Raw genomic sequence first — 19,064 nt, forward strand, 5'->3', positions numbered from 1 at the left:
TCAGTGGCGCTCCGTGCGGGTTCGCCGCGTGCCCAGATAGGCCGCGATCACCTCGGGATTGGCGCGCACTTGCTCAGGGGTGCCATCGCCAATTTTGCGACCGTAATCGAGCACGACCACGTGATCACACAGCCCCATGACCACACCGATGTCGTGCTCGATCAGCACAACGGTGGTGCCGAATTCAAGGTTGATGTCACGGATGAACTGGCTCATCTCACCCTTCTCTTCCGCGTTCATACCGGCCATCGGCTCATCCAGCAGCAACAACTTCGGTTCAGCGGCCAGGGCTCGGGCCAGTTCGACACGCTTCTGCAAGCCATAAGGCAACTTGCCCACCAGCACATGGCGCCAGGGATGGATGCGCAGAAACTCGATGACTTTTTCGGCGTGGCGGCGCTGCTCGTCGTCCTCGCGTGGGGCACGGCCCAGGCGCAGCATCTGCTCGACCCAGCTGCTGCGGCGTTTGAGGTTGCGGCCGGTCAGCACGTTGTCAAGCACGCTCATGCCCTTGAACAGCGCGATGTTTTGAAAGGTCCGCGCAATGCCGCGCTCGGCAGCCTGGTGCGGGCGCATGCGCCGACGCGTCTGCCCGGCATAACTGACACTGCCGCTCTGGGCCTGGTAGACGCCATTGATCACATTCAGCAGCGAACTTTTACCCGCGCCGTTGGGACCGATCAGCGCGCAGATTTCCCCGGTCTTCACAGCGAAGCTGATGGACGTAATGGCCTTGACGCCCTTGAACGACAGGGAGATGTCATCGAGCCGCAGTAATACGGATTCAGTGGTTGCGCTCATGGGGGCTCGTCAGACGGATTGAGAAATCAGGTGGGCTGGCGCTTCGACCAGTGCCCGAGGGGTGGATGGCTCCTGCCAGTTGCCTGGGCGAATGCCCAGGGCACCAAAGAACTCGGCGCTCTCTTGGCTCAGCGCTGGCCCGACCAACAACGGCACCCGCAGGCGACTCATGCCCAGCACGTCGAGCAACGGTCGGCGGATCAGCCAGTTACCGAGCCAGCGGCGAACACTGTTCACCTCCGGCACCATCGCCCAGCGGTACACACGATGACTGAGCGAGCCCGGCAACGGCAGGCGTTCCCGGGCCCAGAATTCAAGGCGGGCATAGGATTCGCGGGTACCCAGCACAAGCGTCGGCCCGAGCTCGCGACGATCGGTGTCGCGCGTGGCCAGGGCCTCAGGGAAGTTCAGGCAGAAGCCGGCGCTCAGCCACGGCGCCAGCAAGTAACGCGCCTGGCCGCTGGCGGCGAACACCCGAGCCGCCAGCGCTTCTTCGCGGGCGCTCAGCGATTCTCGCGCCACCAATTTGCGGGCACCGTCCAGCAACTGCCCATGACTCAAACGCTGGGGCTGACCAAGGCCGGCAGGATGAAAAACAAACGCCGTGGCCGTCGAGTCACTGACGGGTGCGGGCGCATCAGCCGTTACGCCAACGGACAACTCGGCATAAGCGTTCAATCCGCGATCTTCGGGAGTGTTCAGTCCACGCCCGTCCAGGTACAGCAATACCCGTGGCGGTGTATCGGTACTGCGTACCTGTTGCACGGCGTCCAAGGCTTCGGCCAACACAAAGGCCGGTTTCAGTCGGGTCAACAGCTGTCGATTGTCGAGATCAGGATCCAGCAGCGTGACGCTGCCACTCAGCCACTGCGCGGCCAATGCCAGCAACAACGCTTCGGACCGTGCCTGGCTGATGATCAGCAAGTCATCACCGCGACTGAACCCGCGTTGATGTAAAGCAGCGGCGAGACGCCTGACATCCTGTGCCAGTTGGCTCCAGCTGCGGACGTGCCAGATGCCCAGGCGTTTGTAGCGCAGGGCGATCGCCGAACCTCGGGCTTCGGCTTGTATCAATAAGGCCTGGGGCAGTGTCTGGATCATGTGGCCTTCCTTCGGAGTGCTGTCTGCCAACAGCCATTGCAGCCTCCGTGCCAGCCACTAAATGCTTATTTATCAATGAGTTAAACGAAGCTACCGATCCAGCTCCCTGTATTGCTTGAGCACAGCCTGCCTAATCCCTGTTGCCTCACCAACACTTGCGCTCACTTGAGTGGATGCGCTGCCTTAATAAGAACCAAAAGGCATTAATAAATACAAAATCAGTATTTATCGTTATAAAAATATCCGCGTACTCTCAGCTCATCCCGTCATTCATCACCACAGTGAAGTGCCCCATGAATCCGACTGACAACCTCATCGACTTCGCCAGCTACCGCAAACGCAAACAGGCTCAGCAACGGGCACGGGCCATGTGGGAAATGTACGCACGCAATGCAGGTTTACAGGCTTTTCAGTGGGTGCAAGCCGCTAAAGCCACCGAGACGCGTCACGCATGAACGCGCAGCAACCCTCGCGCTTTCTGGCGAGCGCCGACGAACCCGTGCTGGATTTGAATAACCTGGAACCACTGGAAGAAGACCCGATCTGCGAACGCGTCGCACAGAACCTGCAACGTCTGCGCGGCAAGCGTCATCTGTCCCTCGACGCCCTCGCCCGACAGTGCGGCGTAAGCCGGGCCATGCTGGCGCAGATCGAATCCGGGCGCAGCGTGCCGTCGATCAAAGTGCTGTGCAAAATCGCCAAGGGCTTGAAGGTGTCGGTGGCCGCGTTTCTTGAGCATCGGGCCTTCGAAGGCGTGGCGGTGCTGTCGGCCAGCCAGAGCAAGCGCCTGGTCAGTGCCAGCGGCGCCTTTGTCAGCCGCGCGCTGTTCCCGTTCGACGTAGCGCGCCAATCGGAGTTTTACGAACTGCGCCTGAGCCCGCTAGGTGAGGATGTGTCCGAGGGGCATGGCCCCGGCGTGCAGGAAAACCTGGTGGTGTCGCAGGGGGTGCTGGAAATCAGTGTCAACGACGAACGCTACCTACTCTCCACCGGCGATTCGATCCTGTTCTATGCCGACCAGCCGCACCGCTACCGCAACCCGGCCGACAGTGAGGCGGTGGCCTATCTGGTGGTAACGTACCCGGAACGCCTGGACTGAACCACATCCCCTGTGGGAGCGAGCTTGCTCGCGATAGCGGCTTAACATTCAACATATTCATTGACTGACACACCGCTATCGCGAGCAAGCTCGCTCCCACAGGGATCTCTTCTTCACAGGGATTTGTGGTGTTTTCGGGAATGAAAAAGCCCCCGCGACCTTATGGTCGCGGGGGCTTTTTTGTGCGTCCTGGGATCAGCAGGTGCAGCACATCAGCGGCATGCCATTGCAGCTCATCATCATCGGCATGCTGCAGTCGTTCATCATTTTCATCATCAGGGCGCAGCAGTTTTTCATCATGTCCATGTTCATGCCGGCCATCGGCATGATTTTGCACATCATGCAGTCGGCCATCAGCGTGCATTCCATCACGCACTTCATCGATGGCATCGGCATGCCCATCATCGGCATTGGCATCATGGTGCTCATCATCGGCATGGCCATGCTCGCCTGGGACATGCACATCATGCTCATGTTGCCGCAATGCATCATCATCGGCATGCCGCAGTTCATCATCATCTGCATCATTTCAGCGCTGTTCTTGAACATGGCCATGTCCATGCCCGCCGCCGGCATCATCTTGCACATCATGCCGTCGTCCATCATTTCGCACGACATGGTCGCCATCATCATCGGCATGCCCATCATCGGCATCATTGGCATGGTGGTGTTCATCGGCATTTGCATTTGCATGGCGTTCATCTTGGTGTTGCTCCCTGAAGGATTGAATAGTTGGACGAAGCTGATGGAGCCGATTCTAAGGACTGACGCAGAGGCGGCAAGATGATGACCGAACAGCAAAAATAGATGCTGGAACCGCCCTAGTGCGGCCTTCAGGGCAACAATGGCTGCTACAACGAACAAGCCGCTGTCATCGCGAATACATGCACAGCCATGACGCGGCTTTGCGGGTCATGGATATGCGAACAACAGCTATATAAATAACCGAAAGAAATAATCGATCTAAACAGGATCCGGTTTTTTTAGTTCAGCGGCTCAATGTCAGCGACTCGGCAGAAAACACTTGAGCGTCGGTCAGCTTTTCCACGTCGACGCGATGGGGAAAGATCTTCTTTTCCACGAACAAGTCGTCGACTTGCTGCAACGCCTTCACATCCCGCGACTCCACCGACAACAGCGACTCGTCGCCCCAACTGCGCAGCCGCTGCGAGACTTCAAGGGGGATATCGTTGACCTTGGCGAAGACCCGCGCGTACTCGTCGGGGTTCTGTCGGGCCCACTCGAAGGCCTTGGCGAAACGCTGCAACACATCGCTCAGTGCTTTGCGCTTGAGCGGGTCGGTCAGCACTTCATCTGATGCGGTGATGAACGTCAGGCCAGTGTTGATGCCCTCGCCGCTGATCAACACCCGGGCGCCCTGCTGCTCGGCAAACGCTTGATAGATACCGAACGTGGCCCAGGCTTCGATCTTCCCGGCATTGAACGCCGACAAGGCGTCGGTCGGCAGGACGAAACCGACGTTGACGTCTTTCTCATCAACCCCGGCATTGGCCAGAGCGCGAATCAACAGATACTGAGAAATGCTGCCGCGCGCCGACGACACCACGACGTTGCGGCCTTTCAAATCCGCGACGCTATGAATGGGCGAATCGGCTGGAACCAGGATCGCAATGCCTCTTGATTGGCTGCGCCGCACCGCGACGATGCGCAAGGGTGTGCCACCGGTCGCGGCGGCGAGCACCGGGGTATCACCGGCCGGCCCAAGATCAACAGCGCCGGCGCGCAAGGCTTCAAACAATGGTGCTGCGCCCTGAAAATTGGCCCACTCAACCTTGTAGTCAATGCCCTCGAAGGCATTCGCCGCCTCGACCACCGTGCGCAGGCCCTTGGCTTGATCGCCCAGCACCAACGTGACGCCGGACAAATCTGACTGGGCAGTGGATGGGGCTTTGGTCTCGACGGTATCGCCGCAGCCGCTGAGCAGCAACGCCGCGCCAGACAGCATCAACATCGCAGATCTCCAGACACGTATTGGCATAACGCAACCTCCCTGTTTCAAATGATCAACCATGGGCAAACCGCCTGACCGTGCTGTTCGTGGCCTGACGCTCAGCCACCGCAACGGTTTCCACTTCAACCCCCAATAGACTCAGCAGCCGTGCGCGGATGGCCTGAAAGCCTTGCTGCCCCGTGTCCCGGGCTCGCGGCAAGTCGATCGTCAGTTGCTCGGCAATCTTGCCGTTGGCCAGCACGATGACCCGATCGGCCAGCAGGATCGCTTCGTCCACGTCGTGGGTCACCAGCAGCACGGCCGGTGTGTGTTTGCGCCACAACTCAATGATCAGCCGATGCATGCGAATCCGGGTCAGCGCATCGAGTGCGGCGAACGGCTCGTCGAGCAGCAACAGCTTGGGCTCGCGCACCAAACCACGGGCCAGCGCCACGCGTTGCGCTTCGCCGCCGGAGAGCGTGGCCGGGTAAGCTTCCAGTCGATGGGCCAGGCCTACCTCCGTCAGAGCCTGCACCGCACGCGCCTTGGCGTCCGGGATGTGCAGGCCGAGAATCACGTTTTTCCAGGCGCGTTTCCAGGGCATCAACCGAGGCTCCTGAAACACCGCGGCCCGTGCCTTGGGCACCAACAACTGACCGCTGTCGATACTGTCCAGCCCGGCCAGGCTGCGCAGCAACGTCGTCTTGCCCGAACCGCTGGCCCCGAGCAGCGCGACGAATTCGCCCGGTGCGATGTCCAGGTCCAGGCCGTCGATGACCCGCTGTTGGCCAAATTGGCGCACGACATTGCGCAGTTGTACCGGTGCTTCTGACTGCAGGTTCTTTGTCGCGATAGTCGACATATCAGGTCCTCACAAACGTTGGGCGCCAGGCCAGGGCAAAACGCTCCAGCGTGCGGATCAGTCCGTCGATCAATAAGCCGAGGACACTGTAAATAAGCAGGCAGATCACGATCACGTCAGTGCGCATGAAGTCCCGCGCATCGCTGGCCAGAAAACCGATGCCGGCGGTGGTGTTGATTTGCTCGACAAACACCAGCGCCAGCCAGGAAATCCCCAGGGAGTAACGCAAGCCGACAAAGAATGAAGGCAAGGCGCCCGGCAGAATCACGTGCCAGATCAACTCGCGACGATTCAGGCCCAGGGTGTTGGCGGCCTCGATCAGTTTGGGGTCGATATTGCGAATGCCGGCGAACAGGTTCAGGTACACCGGGAAGGTCGTACCCATCACGATCAACGCGACCTTGGTGAACTCGCCGATGCCGAACCAGAGAATGAACAACGGCACCAGCGCCAGCGAAGGAATGGTGCGCAGCATCTGCATCGGCGAATCGAGGATCACCTCGCCGCGCTTCGACAGACCGGTGATCAGTGCCGCGACGACACCGACGCTGACCCCGATGCTCAAGCCCAGCAGCGCACGCTGCAGTGACACCAGCAAATGCTTGCCCAGCTCCCCGGAAACGATCATCGCCCAGAGCGTGCCGCCGATCTGCGACGGCGCCGCGATGATCCGTTGCGGGATCAGCCCCGCCTGCGACGCCAGTTCCCACAACAGCAGCAGCGCAATCGGGCTCACCAGCCGCAGCAACACTTCGGGTGTTCGCCAGTTGCGCAGCCAGTTGGGGTTCTGCGTTGACGCCCCCTGCAGATCACCGGTCAGGCGAATGGCCTTATTGACGGAAAACGAGCCACTGGCGCTCTGTGCATCGAAAGACTTTTCAGTCATCAGGCTTCCTTCCTTCTAAAGAACATGGCCGGAGGCGCCATGTGTCAGCTTCAGAATTCATGCTATTCGCATAAAAAACCTCAGTGAAATTCTTTTTGGGAATAACCTAATATGATTAAAAATCAGATAGAAAATTATCTAGATAAATTATTTTCATAATAAACACCCTCACCCCCCGCGCCTTGCAGGCTGCATGGCGGCCCCTGATTAAAATGCCATTACCTGATATCAGCGATTTCTTATGATTCATTTATTTAATAATTAACTTAGAACAAATCGGCATTTCACAGCCCTGCCCGCTGCGCTTACCTTCGACCCCACTGTCCGACCCCAATGCCAGGTGGAGGCATGAATCACGCTATCCAACGACAAGGAAATCCCATGAGTATTGAATTCATCGGCTACATTGCCGGCCACCATGCTTCGGAAATCCACCCCCGCAGCGGCCCCGTGTTACAGCCTGATTACGTGGAAACTGTCGCCCGCGCGCATGACGAGGCAGGTTTCGACCGCGCACTGGTGGCCTTTCACTCCAACAGCCCGGACAGCACGCTGATTGCCTCGCACGCGGCCAGCGTGACGAAAAACCTGAAGTTCCTCATCGCCCACCGGCCGGGTTTTGCGGCGCCCACCCTGGCCGCGCGCCAGTTCGCAACCCTCGATGTCTTCAATGGCGGACGCACCGCCGTGCACATCATCACCGGCGGCGATGATCGCGAACTGCGGGCCGACGGCAGCTACATTGGCAAGGATGAGCGCTACGCGCGCACTGACGAATACCTCGACGTGTTGCGCCAGGAATGGACCAGCGAAAAGCCTTTCAATTATGAAGGCGAGTATTACCGGTTCGAGGGCGCACACTCACTCGTGAAGTCGCCGCAACAGCCGCATATTCCGCTGTACTTCGGCGGTTCATCAGCGGCCGCCATTGCAGTCGCGGGCAAGCATGCCGACGTTTATGCGCTGTGGGGTGAAACCTACGAACAAGTGCGTGACGTGGTGAAGCAGGTGCGCGCCGAGGCCGCCAAACACGGCCGCAGCATTCGCTTCAGCCTGTCGCTGCGACCTATTCTGGCAGACACCGAAGCGCAAGCCTGGGAACGTGCCGACCGCATCCTGCAACAGGCCACCGCCCTGGCTGAACAGAATGGCTTTGTGCGCCGTGAACCACCGAACGAAGGTTCCCGACGCCTGCTGGCGGCAGCCGCTCAAGGCTCGCGACTGGACAAGCGACTGTGGACCGGGATCGCCGGCCTGCTGGGGGCACAAGGCAACTCGACGTCATTGGTCGGCACTCCGGAGCAAGTGGCCGAAGCCCTGCTCGACTACTACGACCTGGGCATCACCACCTTCCTGATCCGCGGTTTCGACCCACTCGACGATGCCATCGACTACGGCAAGCGTTTGATCCCCCTGACCCGCAAACTGGTGGCCGAACGTGAGCGGCAAGCGGCTGAAAAAGTAGCGTGAGGCTGCGCGCCTTGTGCCGATAACGGTCGATAACAAAAGAGGGGCTTACCTTGCGGTAAGTCCCTCTTTTGGTCTGGATTGCCTATGCGCCTCGATTGCTGTTTCGATGCCATTTTCTGGTAGTGTCTTTCGACCGTGTTCAAGCGCTTGTGGAAGGATCAATGACAATGCTCACGCCGATGACCCACCCGATTCCTGATCCTCAATCCGTCTGTAATCCCATTACCAGCAGCGCAATCTTCATCGTTGCGACACTGACGTCTGGCAGTGCCTGCGCCGAAAAAGTGCGGGCCTGGTGCGCAGACATTGCGGCCCTCACCCGATCAGTTGGCAAACGGGTGCCCTCCGGCAACTTGTCGTGCGTATGCGGCTTTGGTTCCAGTGCCTGGGATACGCTCTTTAGCGGCCCGCGCCCTGCCTCGCTGCACGCGTTTCGCGAGTTCGGTGCAGAGGGACGTCGCGCCGTTGCAACGCCGGGGGACATTTTGCTGCACATTCGTGCAGACCAGATGGATCTCTGTTTTGAATTGGCCACGCAGTTGCTCTCAGCGTTGGGCGATGCAATTTCGGTCGTTGATGAAGTCCAGGGTTTCCGTTATTTCGACATGCGCAGCATCATCGGCTTTGTTGATGGCACCGAAAACCCGGTCGGTCGCCATGCCGTCGACTTCACGATCATTGGTGACGAAGATCCGTCCTTTACCGGCGGTAGCTACGTGCTGGTTCAGAAGTACCTGCACAACATGGCCGCGTGGAACGAATTATCCGTTGAAGCTCAAGAGCGGATTATCGGACGAACAAAACTGTCCGATATCGAACTCGATGATTCGGTGAAACCGACTTCGTCGCACAGTGCCCTGACGACCATCACCCAGGACGGTCAGGAGGTGAAAATCCTGCGCGATAACATGCCGTTCGGCCGACCAGGCGCAGGAGAGTTTGGCACTTACTTCATCGGCTATGCCCGTTCGCCAGAACCCATTGAACAGATGCTCGAGAATATGTTTGTCGGCAGACCCGCGGGCAACTATGACCGTTTGCTTGATTTCAGCACGGCGGTCACTGGAGGTTTGTTTTTCATCCCGTCAGCAGACTTGCTCGAAGAGCTGGCTGATCGCAAGCCTTGAATAGGGAACGCGCATTGCTCAGGGTCACGCCGGGGATTTCACACTGGGCCGCTCACTGACTTTCGCATTCCAGGCCACGAGTGCCGTGCAGTCATCGGGGATCGGTATCTGTGCGAAACCGGCGAAGATCAGACCCGCCCAAACGGTGATATCCGCCATAGAGAATTGATCGCCAGCCACGTACGGCTGATTCTTCAAAACCTGATCGAAATACTTCATGCCGTTGATGGCTTTCTCACGGTGCATCTCACCCCATACAACGCGGTCGCTCCACTCGGGTTTTTTATACGGCTTGAGTTGAGGCCCGAGCCCGTCAGTGGCGTGGTGGAAATAGATGCCAATGGCGTCAATGAGTTGGTCATCGGCGCGTTTCTGCATCATGTGGATCAGCCCTTTCTCTTTCGGCGTATTGCCGGTGAGCGTGGGGTTGCCTTCAAGGTTGTCGAGATACTCGGTGATGGCCGTGCATTCGGACAGATAAGTGCCGTCATCCAGCTCCAGCACCGGAACCGTGCCGGTCGGGTTGATCGCCAAAAAAGGGCTTTGCTTGTGTTCGGCTGCCGGCAAATCGATCTTGATGAACTCGATTCTGGATGCCAACGCTTTCTCGGCGATGACCACCCGAATGCGTAAAGGGCTAGGAAAACCAGGGATGTCGTAGATCTTCACGTTAACTCCGTTGCTATCTATCTATCGAGAGGTAGACAATGCAACCATCGATCACGCAGGTCAACAGATATCTATCAGTAGGTAGGCAAAAACATCATGACGACAACGGACACCAAGCAAACCATTCTGCAAGCAGCCCGCCGGGTCGTGCAGGCTCGCGGCTACAACGCATTGAGTTTTCGCGAATTGGCAAAAGAAGTGGGGATCAAAAGCGCCAGCATCCACTACCACTTTCCCACCAAGGGTGATTTGGGTGCTGCACTGGCTCGACGTTATACCGAAGACACCGCCGCGTATCTGGATCAGTTGCTGGTGGAATCACAGGACCCAGCGTCGATGATGAAGGACTACACCGCAGCCTTCCGTGTCGCCCTGGAAAATGACAACCGGATGTGCCTGTGCGGAATCATGGCGGCCGAGCACCACGATCTTCCGGTCGAAGTGCGGGTCGAGGTAGACGGGTTCACGGACGCGAATGTCCGCTGGCTGGCCAAGGTGCTGGCGCTGAAACAACCGGACGCTCAGCCAGAGGCATTCGAACGGCAAGCACTGTCGGTATTTGCCGCCATTCAAGGTGCGCAACTGGTGTCCCGAGGGCGCAACGACATTTCGGTGTACGACCAAATGATCGATTCCTATCGAGCGGCCGGTTTGCTGCCCTGATTGATCTCGTTATTCACTCTTTGTAAGCCGTATCACTGCGCTCCAATTGCCGGATCAGTGCATTCCAGTGCCGTGCCACACCCGGGCCGTCGCCGCTCTTGAGCACCTCGGCCTGCTTCTCGACCTTGGCCACTACCTCGGCCGGCGGGAAGATCAGTTCGGCATTGCCGCCGGCCTGGGCGGCGATCTGAATGTTGCAGGCGCGTTCCAACACGTGCAGCTGCTGGAACGCATGTTCGACGCTGATGCCTGCGGTCAACAAACCGTGGTTACGCAGGATCAACACACTTTTATCGCCCAGATCGGCCACCAGACGCTCGCGCTCGTCCAGGTCCAGCGCCACGCCTTCGTAACCGTGATAGGCCACCCTTCCGGAAAAACCAATGGAGTGCTGGGAAATCGGCAACAAACCTTTGCGCTGGGCGGACACCGCAATGCCGTCACGCGTGTGGGTGTGCAAGACCGCTTGCAGGTCAGGACGCGCACCGTGAATAGCGCTGTGGATCACGTAACCGGCGTAGTTGATGCCCAGCCCTGTCGGGTCATCGACGAGAGTACCGTCGATGTCGACCTTGACCAGGTTGGAGGCGGTGATTTCGTCGAACAGCAGCCCGAAGGCATTGATCAGGAAATGCTCGTCGGGCCCTGGCACCCGTGCCGAAAAATGCGTGTAGATGTGATCGGTCCATTTGAACAGGGCCGCCAGCCGATAGGCCGCGGCCAGCTTCACCCGCACGTCCCATTCTTCGGGGCTGACGCGCTGGCGAACATGTTTCGAGACGCTGGATAACGGGCTGACGCTGCTCATGGCAAAACTTCCTGGATGGCCTTAAGGATCTCCAGCAAGCCTATGGGAAGCCAAAACATAATAAAAAGCACATTTTAATCTAAGCTAATTATCATTTTTTTTTATTATGTTCAGCCACTCTATTCATGCCGCACTCTTGATTTTCTGCAACGACCCGGCGACCAGTTTGCCAAAGGCATCGACCGGCCCTTGCAGATTGCCAAGAAAATGCGGGTAGATCAGCCACAGGTCCATCACCGGTTTGAAGTCTTTCAGTGGCATCACCGCCAACTGTTCGAAATGAGCGCTGCGCTCGAGTAACGGGCGCGGCACTAACCCGAGTCCTAGCCCGTCAGCGACCAGACCCAACTGCAATTCTGTACCGAAGGTTTCCAGGTTGACCCGAAGCACCAAGCCTTGGTCCGACAAAGTGCGCTGCAATCCGGCCCGGAAGCCGCAGCCATCGGGGTTGAGAATCCAGCCACTCTGGTAAACGTCGGCAAGTTTGCACGGACGCTTGGGCAACTGATCCTTGGCGCACACCACCACCAACTCCATCTTGCCGATGGACTCACCAATGATGTTGTCCGGGAAAATCTTGCCGGCCGGGAACAGTGCCGCGGCCGCATCCAGTTCGCCCCGCTCGATCTTGCCGACCAATTGACTGCCCCATCCCGTGGCCACCTGGGCGCGCAATTCCGGGTACTCCATTCGCAAGTGCTTGAGCGCATCGAGCAGCACCACGTCGCCGATAGTTTGCGGAACGCCCAGACGCAGCAACCCCGTAGGCGGCGCATCGGTGGCAACCAGTTCACGCAACGCATCCATTTCCCGCAGGATCAAACGACACTGTTCGTACACTCGCGTGCCGATCAGTGTGGGCTTGAGCGGTTTGGTATTGCGGTCGAACAACTCCACGCCCAGCGCCTGCTCAAAGTTCTGCACGCGCCGCGTAATGGCCGGCTGAGTCAGTTGCAACGACTCGGCCGCATGGCTGATGGACTGGCAACGAATCACTTCGACAAAGGCATCGATATCGTCAATTTTCATTTGGCCCGCACATAGAGAACAGTCAATAAGATGTCTGAAAAGCATAGTTCTATTGTCGGTATCTGGATAGCCCGCAGCTACTTTCGATAACGTCTGACGCTATTCAAACAGGTTATAAATTCCATCCAGTTATAACCTAATCATTAAAGAATCGCATATTGAGCAAAAACATTATGCTTAAATCCTGAGACCAATATTCACCACGAACGATGGAGTCGTCATGACCCAGGCCCGACACCCGGAGAGACTCAGAGCATTCATAGGTGCCCTGGCGGAATTGATCGACAGCCACCCTCGCGAGGGCGACCTGCTGCATCGCGGGGGCAAGCTGCTCGGTCAGCTGGTTAGCCACGACGACTGGCTGCCTGAAGAGTTTGCCCGGCCAGACCCGGAGCGCTATCAACAATATTTGCTGCATGCCGATTCACGGCAGCGTTTCAGTATCGTCAGTTTTGTCTGGGGGCCGGGGCAACGTACGCCGGTCCATGATCACCGGGTCTGGGGCCTGATCGGCATGTTGCGTGGCGCGGAGTACTCGCAAGGTTTCGAACGCGCCACGGACGGCACGTTGGTGGCCGACGGCAGCCCGATCCATCTGCGGCCGGGTCAGGTCGAGGCTGTATCACCCAAGATCGGCGACATTCATCAAGTCAGCAACGCCTTTGATGACCAGGTCTCCATCAGCATCCATGTCTACGGCGCCAACATCGGTGCAGTACGCCGCGCGGTGTACCAGGCCGATGGCAGCGAAAAACTGTTCATCTCCGGTTATTCCAACGCCTATCTCCCCAACATCTGGGATGTGTCCAAAGAGAGCCAAGCCCTATGAGCCCAAGTCCTGACAAAAGTGTACTGACCCGCTCCTTCGCCGAGATTCGACAGGCACTGCTGAACAAAGCAGAACTGGCGCTGGTGGATGTGCGTGAAGAAGCGCCTTTCGCGCAGGCGCACCCACTGTTTGCGGCCAACATTCCATTGTCGAAACTTGAGCTTGAGGTGTACTCGCGGATTCCACGGCTCGATACCCAAGTGACCGTCTACGACAACGGCGAAGGCCTGGCACAGATCGCCGCTCAGCGCTTGCAGGGCCTGGGCTACGTCAATGTCAGCCTGCTGGAAGGTGGTCTGGACGGTTGGCGCATCGCCGGTGGCGAGCTGTTTATCGACGTCAATGTGCCGAGCAAAGCCTTCGGTGAACTGGTGGAAAGCCAGCGTCACACGCCGTCACTGGCCGCTGAAGATGTTCAGGCGCTGCTTGATAACGAGGCCGACGTGGTGGTGCTCGATGCCCGGCGCTTCGATGAGTACCAGACCATGAGCATTCCCACCGGCATCAGCGTACCGGGAGCGGAATTGGTGTTGCGCGCCCGGGAGCTGGCGCCGGACCCGGCGACGCGCATCATCGTCAACTGTGCCGGGCGTACACGCAGCATCATCGGCACTCAGTCGTTGATCAATGCCGGCATCACCAACCCGGTGTCAGCCTTGCGCAACGGCACCATCGGCTGGACCCTGGCCGGTCAGACACTCCAACACGGCCAGTCACGCCGGTTCGCGCCAACCAGCGAAGAGCATCGTCAAATCGCCGCCCGCGATGCCCGTCGCGTCGCCGACAAAGCGTTGGTGGGCCGCGCTACTCTCGCCGACTTGCAACGCTGGCAACAACAACCGACACGCAGCACCTACCTGTTCGACGTACGCACTCCGGAAGAATTCGACGCCGGCCACCTGCCCTCTTCCCGCGCCACACCCGGTGGCCAACTGGTGCAGGAAACCGACCACTTCGCCAGTGTGCGCGGTGCGCGCCTGGTGCTGGTTGATGACGATGGCGTGCGCGCCAACATGTCGGCGTCCTGGCTCTCGCAACTGGGCTGGGAAGTGCATGTGCTGGATGACCTGCAGCCTGCGCACTTCATTGAAAAAGGTGCCTGGAAAGCGCCAGTTCCCGCGCCACAACAGGCCGAAGAAATCAGCCCCGAAACCCTCGTACAATGGCTGGCCGAGGGCGACAGCGTGGTGCTGGATTTCACCAGCAGCGCCAATTACGTCAAACGCCATATCCCCGGTGCGTGGTGGGTGTTGCGCGGGCAATTGCGCGAAGCGTTGGCCAAGGTGCCCTCGGCGCAGCGCTATGTACTGACCTGCGGCAGTAGTCAGTTGGCACGCTTCGCGGTCCACGAGGTCGAGGCGCTGACCGGTCAACAGGTGTTCCTGCTTAAAGACGGCACCGCCAGCTGGATCGCCGCGAAACTGCCCCTTGAGGAAGGAGAAAGTCGGCTGGCGTCGCCACGCATCGACCGCTATCGCCGCCCTTACGAGGGCACCGATAACCCTCGCGAAGCCATGCAAGCCTATCTGGACTGGGAATACGGGTTGGTGGATCAGTTGGCCCGCGACGGCACCCATGGTTTTTTCGTGATCTGATTCAGCCAGGCTTCTGTTCCGAACGCCGGGCAGCGCCGTTGCATACACCTACCGTTGAATCAGAGCCGACCCCTGCTCCAGGCGGAGGTGACCCAAAAGCAGCAAAATCCGCCTGGAGCACGCCGATATGAGCTTTACCCTGCCCTTCAAACACCTGCTGATCGCCGTCGCCCTCACCGTCGGCGCGACCGCCTACGCAGCCGACCTCCAACCGCTGCGGGTGGCCAATCAAAAATCCACGATCAAGGTACTGCTGGAGGTGTCCGGTGAATTGAAGGATGTGCCTTACGAGATCCAGTTCTCCGAGTTTCCAGCCGCCGCGCCGTTGGGCGAGGCGTTGAATGCCGGCGCGGTGGACATCGGTGCCCTGGGCGATGCGCCTTACGTGTTCGCCCTCGGGGCCGGTGCCCCGATCAAAGTCGTCAGCATCGTGCACGCCGAGGGCCGCTACACCACGGCCATTCTCGCGCCCAAGGACTCGGCACTGAACACTCCCAGCGACCTCAGGGGCAAGCGGATTGTCACCACCCGCGGCTCCATCGGCCACTTCCTGGCGATCAAAGCCTTGCGCAGCGTCGGCCTGAGCACCCATGACGTGCAGTTCATCTACCTGCTGCCGAGCGAATCGCGAATCCTGCTGGATAACGGCAGCGCCGATGCCTGGTCGACCTGGGACCCCTACACCACCATTGCCACCACTCAAAGCCAGGCCAAAGTGCTGGTCAGCGGCGAGTCTTTACTGACGAACCATTTGTACTTCGCCGCCACCAGTCAGGCCATCGCCGGCAAACGCCAGCAACTGGACGACTTCGTCGCACGGATCGACCGCGCCTACCGCTGGACCAATGCGCATCCCGAAGCCTTCGCCGCCGCTCAGGCAAAGGTCACCGGCTTGCCACTGGCCGTGCATGTCGCCGTGGCCAAAGGCACGCACATGCAACCCGTGGAGATTGACGACAAGGTCATCAGCGGCCTGCAAACCACCGCGGACATCTATCAGGAAGAAGGCATTCTCAGCAAACACATCGACGTCTCCCAAGGCTTCGACAAGAGCTTCAACGCCCGGCGCGCCCAACTTAACCAGGCCTCCCGCTAACGAGGACGCCTACCTTTTTTGATCGAGTGAATTCCCCATGAGCCTTTCTTCTCAACACCCACCTCAACTGCGATCGGCCGAGGCAGTCCATTTCGATGCGTTGCTCGACAGCATCGGCAAACAACTGGGCGCCACTGCCCATGTATATGACGAAAGCGGCGCTTTCCCGCATGACAATTTCAAGCTGCTGCATGAGCACGGCCTTGTGGCATTGACGGTGCCCAAAGCGTTGGGCGGTGGCGGCGCGAACCTGGCACAGGCGCGCAAAGCCATCAGCGCGATTGCCAAAGGCGAACCCTCGACAGCCTTGATCCTGGTCATGCAATACCTTCAGCATTCGCGCCTGCAAAACAGTCAGCACTGGCCCGAAGCGTTGCGTCTGCAGGTGGCTCAAGACGCGGTCCAGAAAGGCGCGTTGATCAACGCCTTGCGCGTCGAGCCCGACCTTGGCACCCCGGCCCGCGGCGGTCTGCCGGCGACCATCGCCCGGCGCACCGCCGCCGGTTGGCGTATCAGCGGCAGAAAAATCTACTCCACTGGCAGCCATGGCCTGAGCTGGCTCAGCGTCTGGGCGCGCAGCAACGATGAAGATCCGCTGGTCGGCGCCTGGCTGGTGCACAAGGACACGCCCGGCATCAGCATCATCGAGGATTGGGATCATCTGGGCATGCGCGCCACGTGCAGCCACGAGGTGGTGTTCGACAATGTGCTGGTGCCACTGGATCACGCGGTCAGCGTCAGCCGCTGGAGCGCCCCGCAAGCCGAACTCGATGGCGACGGCCTGCTGTGGATGTCGGTGTTGCTGTCATCAGTCTACGACGGGGTCGCCCAGGCCGCCCGTGACTGGCTGGTGGGTTGGCTGGAAACACGCAAGCCGTCCAACCTCGGGGCGGCGTTATCGACCCTGCCACGCGTTCAGGAAACCGTCGGCCATATCGACACCCTGCTGTTCGCCAACCGCAGCCTGCTCGACACCGCCGCCGAGGGTCACACGCCGGCCCGCCATGCGGCACAACTGAAATACCTGGTGACCGGCAATGCCATCCGCGCCGTCGAGCTGGCCATCGAGGCGTCCGGCAATCCCGGCCTGTCACGCAACAATCCGCTGCAACGGCATTACCGCGACGTGTTGTGCAGTCGTGTTCACACGCCGCAGAACGACGCCGTTCTGCAAGGTGTCGGCAAAGCGGTGTTCGCCGAGCGCCAGCAAGAGGAACGTCTATGAGCCAGCTCGTTCAGGAGTAGGTCTGACGCAAGCTGCGATCCTGGCAATGATCGAACGTCGCAAATTCGTAAATGCTCGCCGGTAATGCAGCGGTTTTTTTCGTCTATACAGAACATGATGCCAATGTGCCTTTACTGCGCATTGAAGCCACAGACTCTGACCTCTCGATCGCCCTCCTGAATGAAATGATCTAGGAATACCGGACTATGGAAAGCTGGAAAATCAGAACTCATCTGCTTTTGCTCACCAGCGCTTTATTGCTGGGATTGTTGTGTGTCGGCGGACTTGGACTCTTTGGCATGCAATCGGCGGTACGCAGTCTGGAGACCGTCTACCTCGATCGAGTCGTGCCCCTGCGGGATCTGAAAAAAATCGCTGACCTGTATGCCGTGAACATCGTCGACGCCACCCACAAGGCGCGCAATGGCAACTTCACCAAAGCTGAGTCACTGAGCCGGATCGAGCAGGCCCAGCGGGATATCGACCAGACGTGGCAAGCCTATAAATCGACGCAACTGATTCCGGCAGAAACGCGCCTGATCGCGCAAATCAACCCGCTGATGGAAGCCACCCGCGGGCCGCTGCAAAACTTGCAGGGCATGCTGCGCCAGAACGACGATGCAGGTCTGGCACGTTTCGCGACCGAGCAGTTGTATCCGCTGATTGACCCCTTGTCAGACAAATTTTCCGAGTTGATCGAGGTTCAACTGGTGGAAGCCAAGAACCAGTTCGACCAGAACCAGATCGCCTACACCTCCAACCTCAGAACCAGCCTGCTGATTCTGCTATTGGCGGTGATCGCGGGCGCCGCCTATACGTTCTTTTTCTCCAGGCTGTTGGGCCGCCAGCTCGGTGCGGAACCCGCGGAACTTGCCGCGATCAGTTCGAACATCGCTGAGGGGAAATTGGCCGCTACGCAGCTTGATCGACAACAACCGTCGACCGGCGTTCTGCACTCCGTCCAGGCCATGCGCCACAGTCTGAGCGACATGATTGGCAAGATCAGCCAGGCCTCCGAGCAGATCGAGGGCGCCACGCTGCAATTGTCTGCGTCCTCCGAACAAGGATTGAGCAGCGCCGCCCTGCAAAGCGAGACCGCCTCCTCCATGGCGGCCACGGTGGAAGAGCTTTCCGTGAGCATCACTCACATCGCCGACAATGCTCGACAGGCCCAGAGCACTGCGCAGAAGGCGGGCGAAATCACCGGCGAAGGCATGGCGGTGATGCAAGCCTCCATCCAGGAAATGGGGCAGATTGCCAACCTGGTTGCACAAAGCTCATCGGACATCGATCAACTGGCGATCCAGTCGAACGACATCAGCCTGATTGTCGGGGTGATTCGAGGCATCGCCGAACAGACCAATCTCCTGGCCCTCAATGCCGCCATCGAAGCGGCACGCGCGGGCGAGCAAGGTCGCGGCTTCGCCGTGGTCGCCGATGAAGTGCGCAGTCTGGCCGCCCGCACAGCGCAATCCACCACAGAAATCGTCGCTTTGGTCAATTCCATCCAAAACGGCATGGTCAAAGCCAAAGACAGCATGGCCGCTGGCTGTGAACGCGTAACCCATGGTCAGAAACTGGTCGAAAGCGCTGGCGATTCCATGAGCAGGATCAAGGGCGCACTGGACGAATCCCTTGCGGCCGTCAGCTTCATTTCGTTGTCGCTGCAGGAACAGCGCGCCGCCAGTGAGCAAGTCGCCTGCAACGTCGAAAGAGTGGCGCAAAGCGTGGAAGAGAACGCCGCAGCCCAAAGCGGGATCGTACGAACTACCCAGGAACTCAAGGCGATGTCCGACGGACTGGGCGTTATTTTGCAGCGGTTCAGTTTCTAAATGAGTGCCCCCCTTGTGGGA

Annotated in this window: 19 protein-coding genes; 10 read left to right on the top strand and 9 right to left on the bottom strand. The window is 59.1% G+C overall.

Translation table 11 applies throughout. The annotated features are described in order from the left end of the window. Both AC3IUE_RS20425 and AC3IUE_RS20430 read right to left on the bottom strand, forming a co-directional pair. Positions 1-801 (bottom strand): ABC transporter ATP-binding protein, encoded by an 801-nt coding sequence (locus tag AC3IUE_RS20425; RefSeq protein ID WP_489263516.1) that lies wholly within the window; start codon positions 799-801, stop codon positions 1-3. Between the two features lie 9 nt (positions 802-810). Then, positions 811-1,902 (bottom strand): AMP-binding protein, encoded by a 1,092-nt coding sequence (locus tag AC3IUE_RS20430; RefSeq protein ID WP_489263517.1) that lies wholly within the window; start codon positions 1,900-1,902, stop codon positions 811-813. A gap of 293 nt (positions 1,903-2,195) precedes the next feature. Here AC3IUE_RS20430 and AC3IUE_RS20435 point away from each other — a divergent pair, with 293 nt between their 5' ends. Both AC3IUE_RS20435 and AC3IUE_RS20440 read left to right on the top strand, forming a co-directional pair. Continuing rightward, the gene (locus tag AC3IUE_RS20435) at positions 2,196-2,357 is read left to right on the top strand and encodes a hypothetical protein (protein ID WP_008156931.1); all 162 of its coding nucleotides are present in this window, start codon (positions 2,196-2,198) and stop codon (positions 2,355-2,357) included. Continuing rightward, positions 2,354-3,001: a helix-turn-helix domain-containing protein gene (locus AC3IUE_RS20440; protein WP_008156932.1), complete on the top strand. Its 648-nt coding sequence runs from the start codon at positions 2,354-2,356 to the stop codon at positions 2,999-3,001. Before AC3IUE_RS20435 ends, AC3IUE_RS20440 begins: the two co-directional genes overlap by 4 nt. A gap of 195 nt (positions 3,002-3,196) precedes the next feature. Here AC3IUE_RS20440 and AC3IUE_RS20445 read toward each other — a convergent pair whose 3' ends face one another. From AC3IUE_RS20445 to AC3IUE_RS20460, 4 genes are all read right to left on the bottom strand, one after another. Continuing rightward, on the bottom strand, positions 3,197-3,703 hold the full coding sequence (locus AC3IUE_RS20445) for a hypothetical protein (RefSeq protein WP_489263518.1): 507 nt from the start codon (positions 3,701-3,703) through the stop codon (positions 3,197-3,199). A gap of 286 nt (positions 3,704-3,989) precedes the next feature. Beyond that, on the bottom strand, positions 3,990-5,000 hold the full coding sequence (locus tag AC3IUE_RS20450; RefSeq protein WP_489263519.1) for an ABC transporter substrate-binding protein: 1,011 nt from the start codon (positions 4,998-5,000) through the stop codon (positions 3,990-3,992). A gap of 25 nt (positions 5,001-5,025) precedes the next feature. Then, positions 5,026-5,814 carry an ABC transporter ATP-binding protein gene (locus AC3IUE_RS20455; protein ID WP_489263520.1) on the bottom strand — a complete coding sequence of 263 codons (789 nt, stop codon included), beginning with the start codon at positions 5,812-5,814 and terminating at the stop codon, positions 5,026-5,028. Position 5,815: 1 nt separating this feature from the next. Continuing rightward, positions 5,816-6,700 carry an ABC transporter permease gene (locus AC3IUE_RS20460; RefSeq protein WP_489263521.1) on the bottom strand — a complete coding sequence of 295 codons (885 nt, stop codon included), beginning with the start codon at positions 6,698-6,700 and terminating at the stop codon, positions 5,816-5,818. 381 nt (positions 6,701-7,081) lie between these two features. Between AC3IUE_RS20460 and AC3IUE_RS20465 the strand changes: the two genes are divergently transcribed. Together AC3IUE_RS20465 and AC3IUE_RS20470 are read left to right on the top strand one after the other, a co-directional pair. Beyond that, positions 7,082-8,170: an LLM class flavin-dependent oxidoreductase gene (locus tag AC3IUE_RS20465; RefSeq protein ID WP_489263522.1), complete on the top strand. Its 1,089-nt coding sequence runs from the start codon at positions 7,082-7,084 to the stop codon at positions 8,168-8,170. A 179-nt stretch (positions 8,171-8,349) separates the two neighbouring features. Beyond that, positions 8,350-9,297, top strand: a complete 948-nt coding sequence (locus tag AC3IUE_RS20470) for a Dyp-type peroxidase (RefSeq protein ID WP_489268906.1) — start codon at positions 8,350-8,352, stop codon at positions 9,295-9,297. A gap of 24 nt (positions 9,298-9,321) precedes the next feature. Here the strand turns inward: AC3IUE_RS20470 and AC3IUE_RS20475 are convergent, their stop codons facing one another. After that, a complete protein-coding gene (locus AC3IUE_RS20475) occupies positions 9,322-9,966 on the bottom strand; it encodes a glutathione S-transferase (protein WP_489263523.1) in 645 nt (214 codons plus the stop codon). A 96-nt stretch (positions 9,967-10,062) separates the two neighbouring features. On the opposite strand from AC3IUE_RS20475, the gene AC3IUE_RS20480 reads away from it, so the two are divergent. Beyond that, entirely contained in the window at positions 10,063-10,629 is a 567-nt protein-coding gene (locus AC3IUE_RS20480) for a TetR/AcrR family transcriptional regulator (protein ID WP_489263524.1), read from the top strand. Between the two features lie 13 nt (positions 10,630-10,642). On the opposite strand, the gene AC3IUE_RS20485 is transcribed toward AC3IUE_RS20480, so the two are convergent. Together AC3IUE_RS20485 and AC3IUE_RS20490 are read right to left on the bottom strand one after the other, a co-directional pair. Continuing rightward, on the bottom strand, positions 10,643-11,437 hold the full coding sequence (locus tag AC3IUE_RS20485) for a class II aldolase/adducin family protein (protein WP_489263525.1): 795 nt from the start codon (positions 11,435-11,437) through the stop codon (positions 10,643-10,645). A 123-nt stretch (positions 11,438-11,560) separates the two neighbouring features. Next, positions 11,561-12,466, bottom strand: coding sequence for a LysR family transcriptional regulator (locus tag AC3IUE_RS20490; protein ID WP_489263526.1), 906 nt, complete (start codon positions 12,464-12,466; stop codon positions 11,561-11,563). Positions 12,467-12,686: 220 nt separating this feature from the next. On the opposite strand from AC3IUE_RS20490, the gene AC3IUE_RS20495 reads away from it, so the two are divergent. The 5 genes from AC3IUE_RS20495 (at position 12,687) to AC3IUE_RS20515 (ending at position 19,043) form a co-directional block, all read left to right on the top strand. Next, positions 12,687-13,295 carry a cysteine dioxygenase family protein gene (locus AC3IUE_RS20495; protein WP_489263528.1) on the top strand — a complete coding sequence of 203 codons (609 nt, stop codon included), beginning with the start codon at positions 12,687-12,689 and terminating at the stop codon, positions 13,293-13,295. Beyond that, complete coding sequence (locus AC3IUE_RS20500) at positions 13,292-14,890, top strand: rhodanese homology domain-containing protein (RefSeq protein ID WP_489263529.1); 1,599 nt, start codon at positions 13,292-13,294, stop codon at positions 14,888-14,890. Before AC3IUE_RS20495 ends, AC3IUE_RS20500 begins: the two co-directional genes overlap by 4 nt. A gap of 127 nt (positions 14,891-15,017) precedes the next feature. Beyond that, on the top strand, positions 15,018-15,986 hold the full coding sequence (locus AC3IUE_RS20505; RefSeq protein ID WP_489263530.1) for an ABC transporter substrate-binding protein: 969 nt from the start codon (positions 15,018-15,020) through the stop codon (positions 15,984-15,986). Positions 15,987-16,023: 37 nt separating this feature from the next. Then, on the top strand, positions 16,024-17,211 hold the full coding sequence (locus AC3IUE_RS20510) for an acyl-CoA dehydrogenase family protein (RefSeq protein WP_489263531.1): 1,188 nt from the start codon (positions 16,024-16,026) through the stop codon (positions 17,209-17,211). 206 nt (positions 17,212-17,417) lie between these two features. Next, positions 17,418-19,043: a methyl-accepting chemotaxis protein gene (locus tag AC3IUE_RS20515; protein WP_489263532.1), complete on the top strand. Its 1,626-nt coding sequence runs from the start codon at positions 17,418-17,420 to the stop codon at positions 19,041-19,043. Positions 19,044-19,064 lie beyond the last annotated feature (21 nt).

This window comes from Pseudomonas sp. GL_093 (assembly GCF_057837605.1).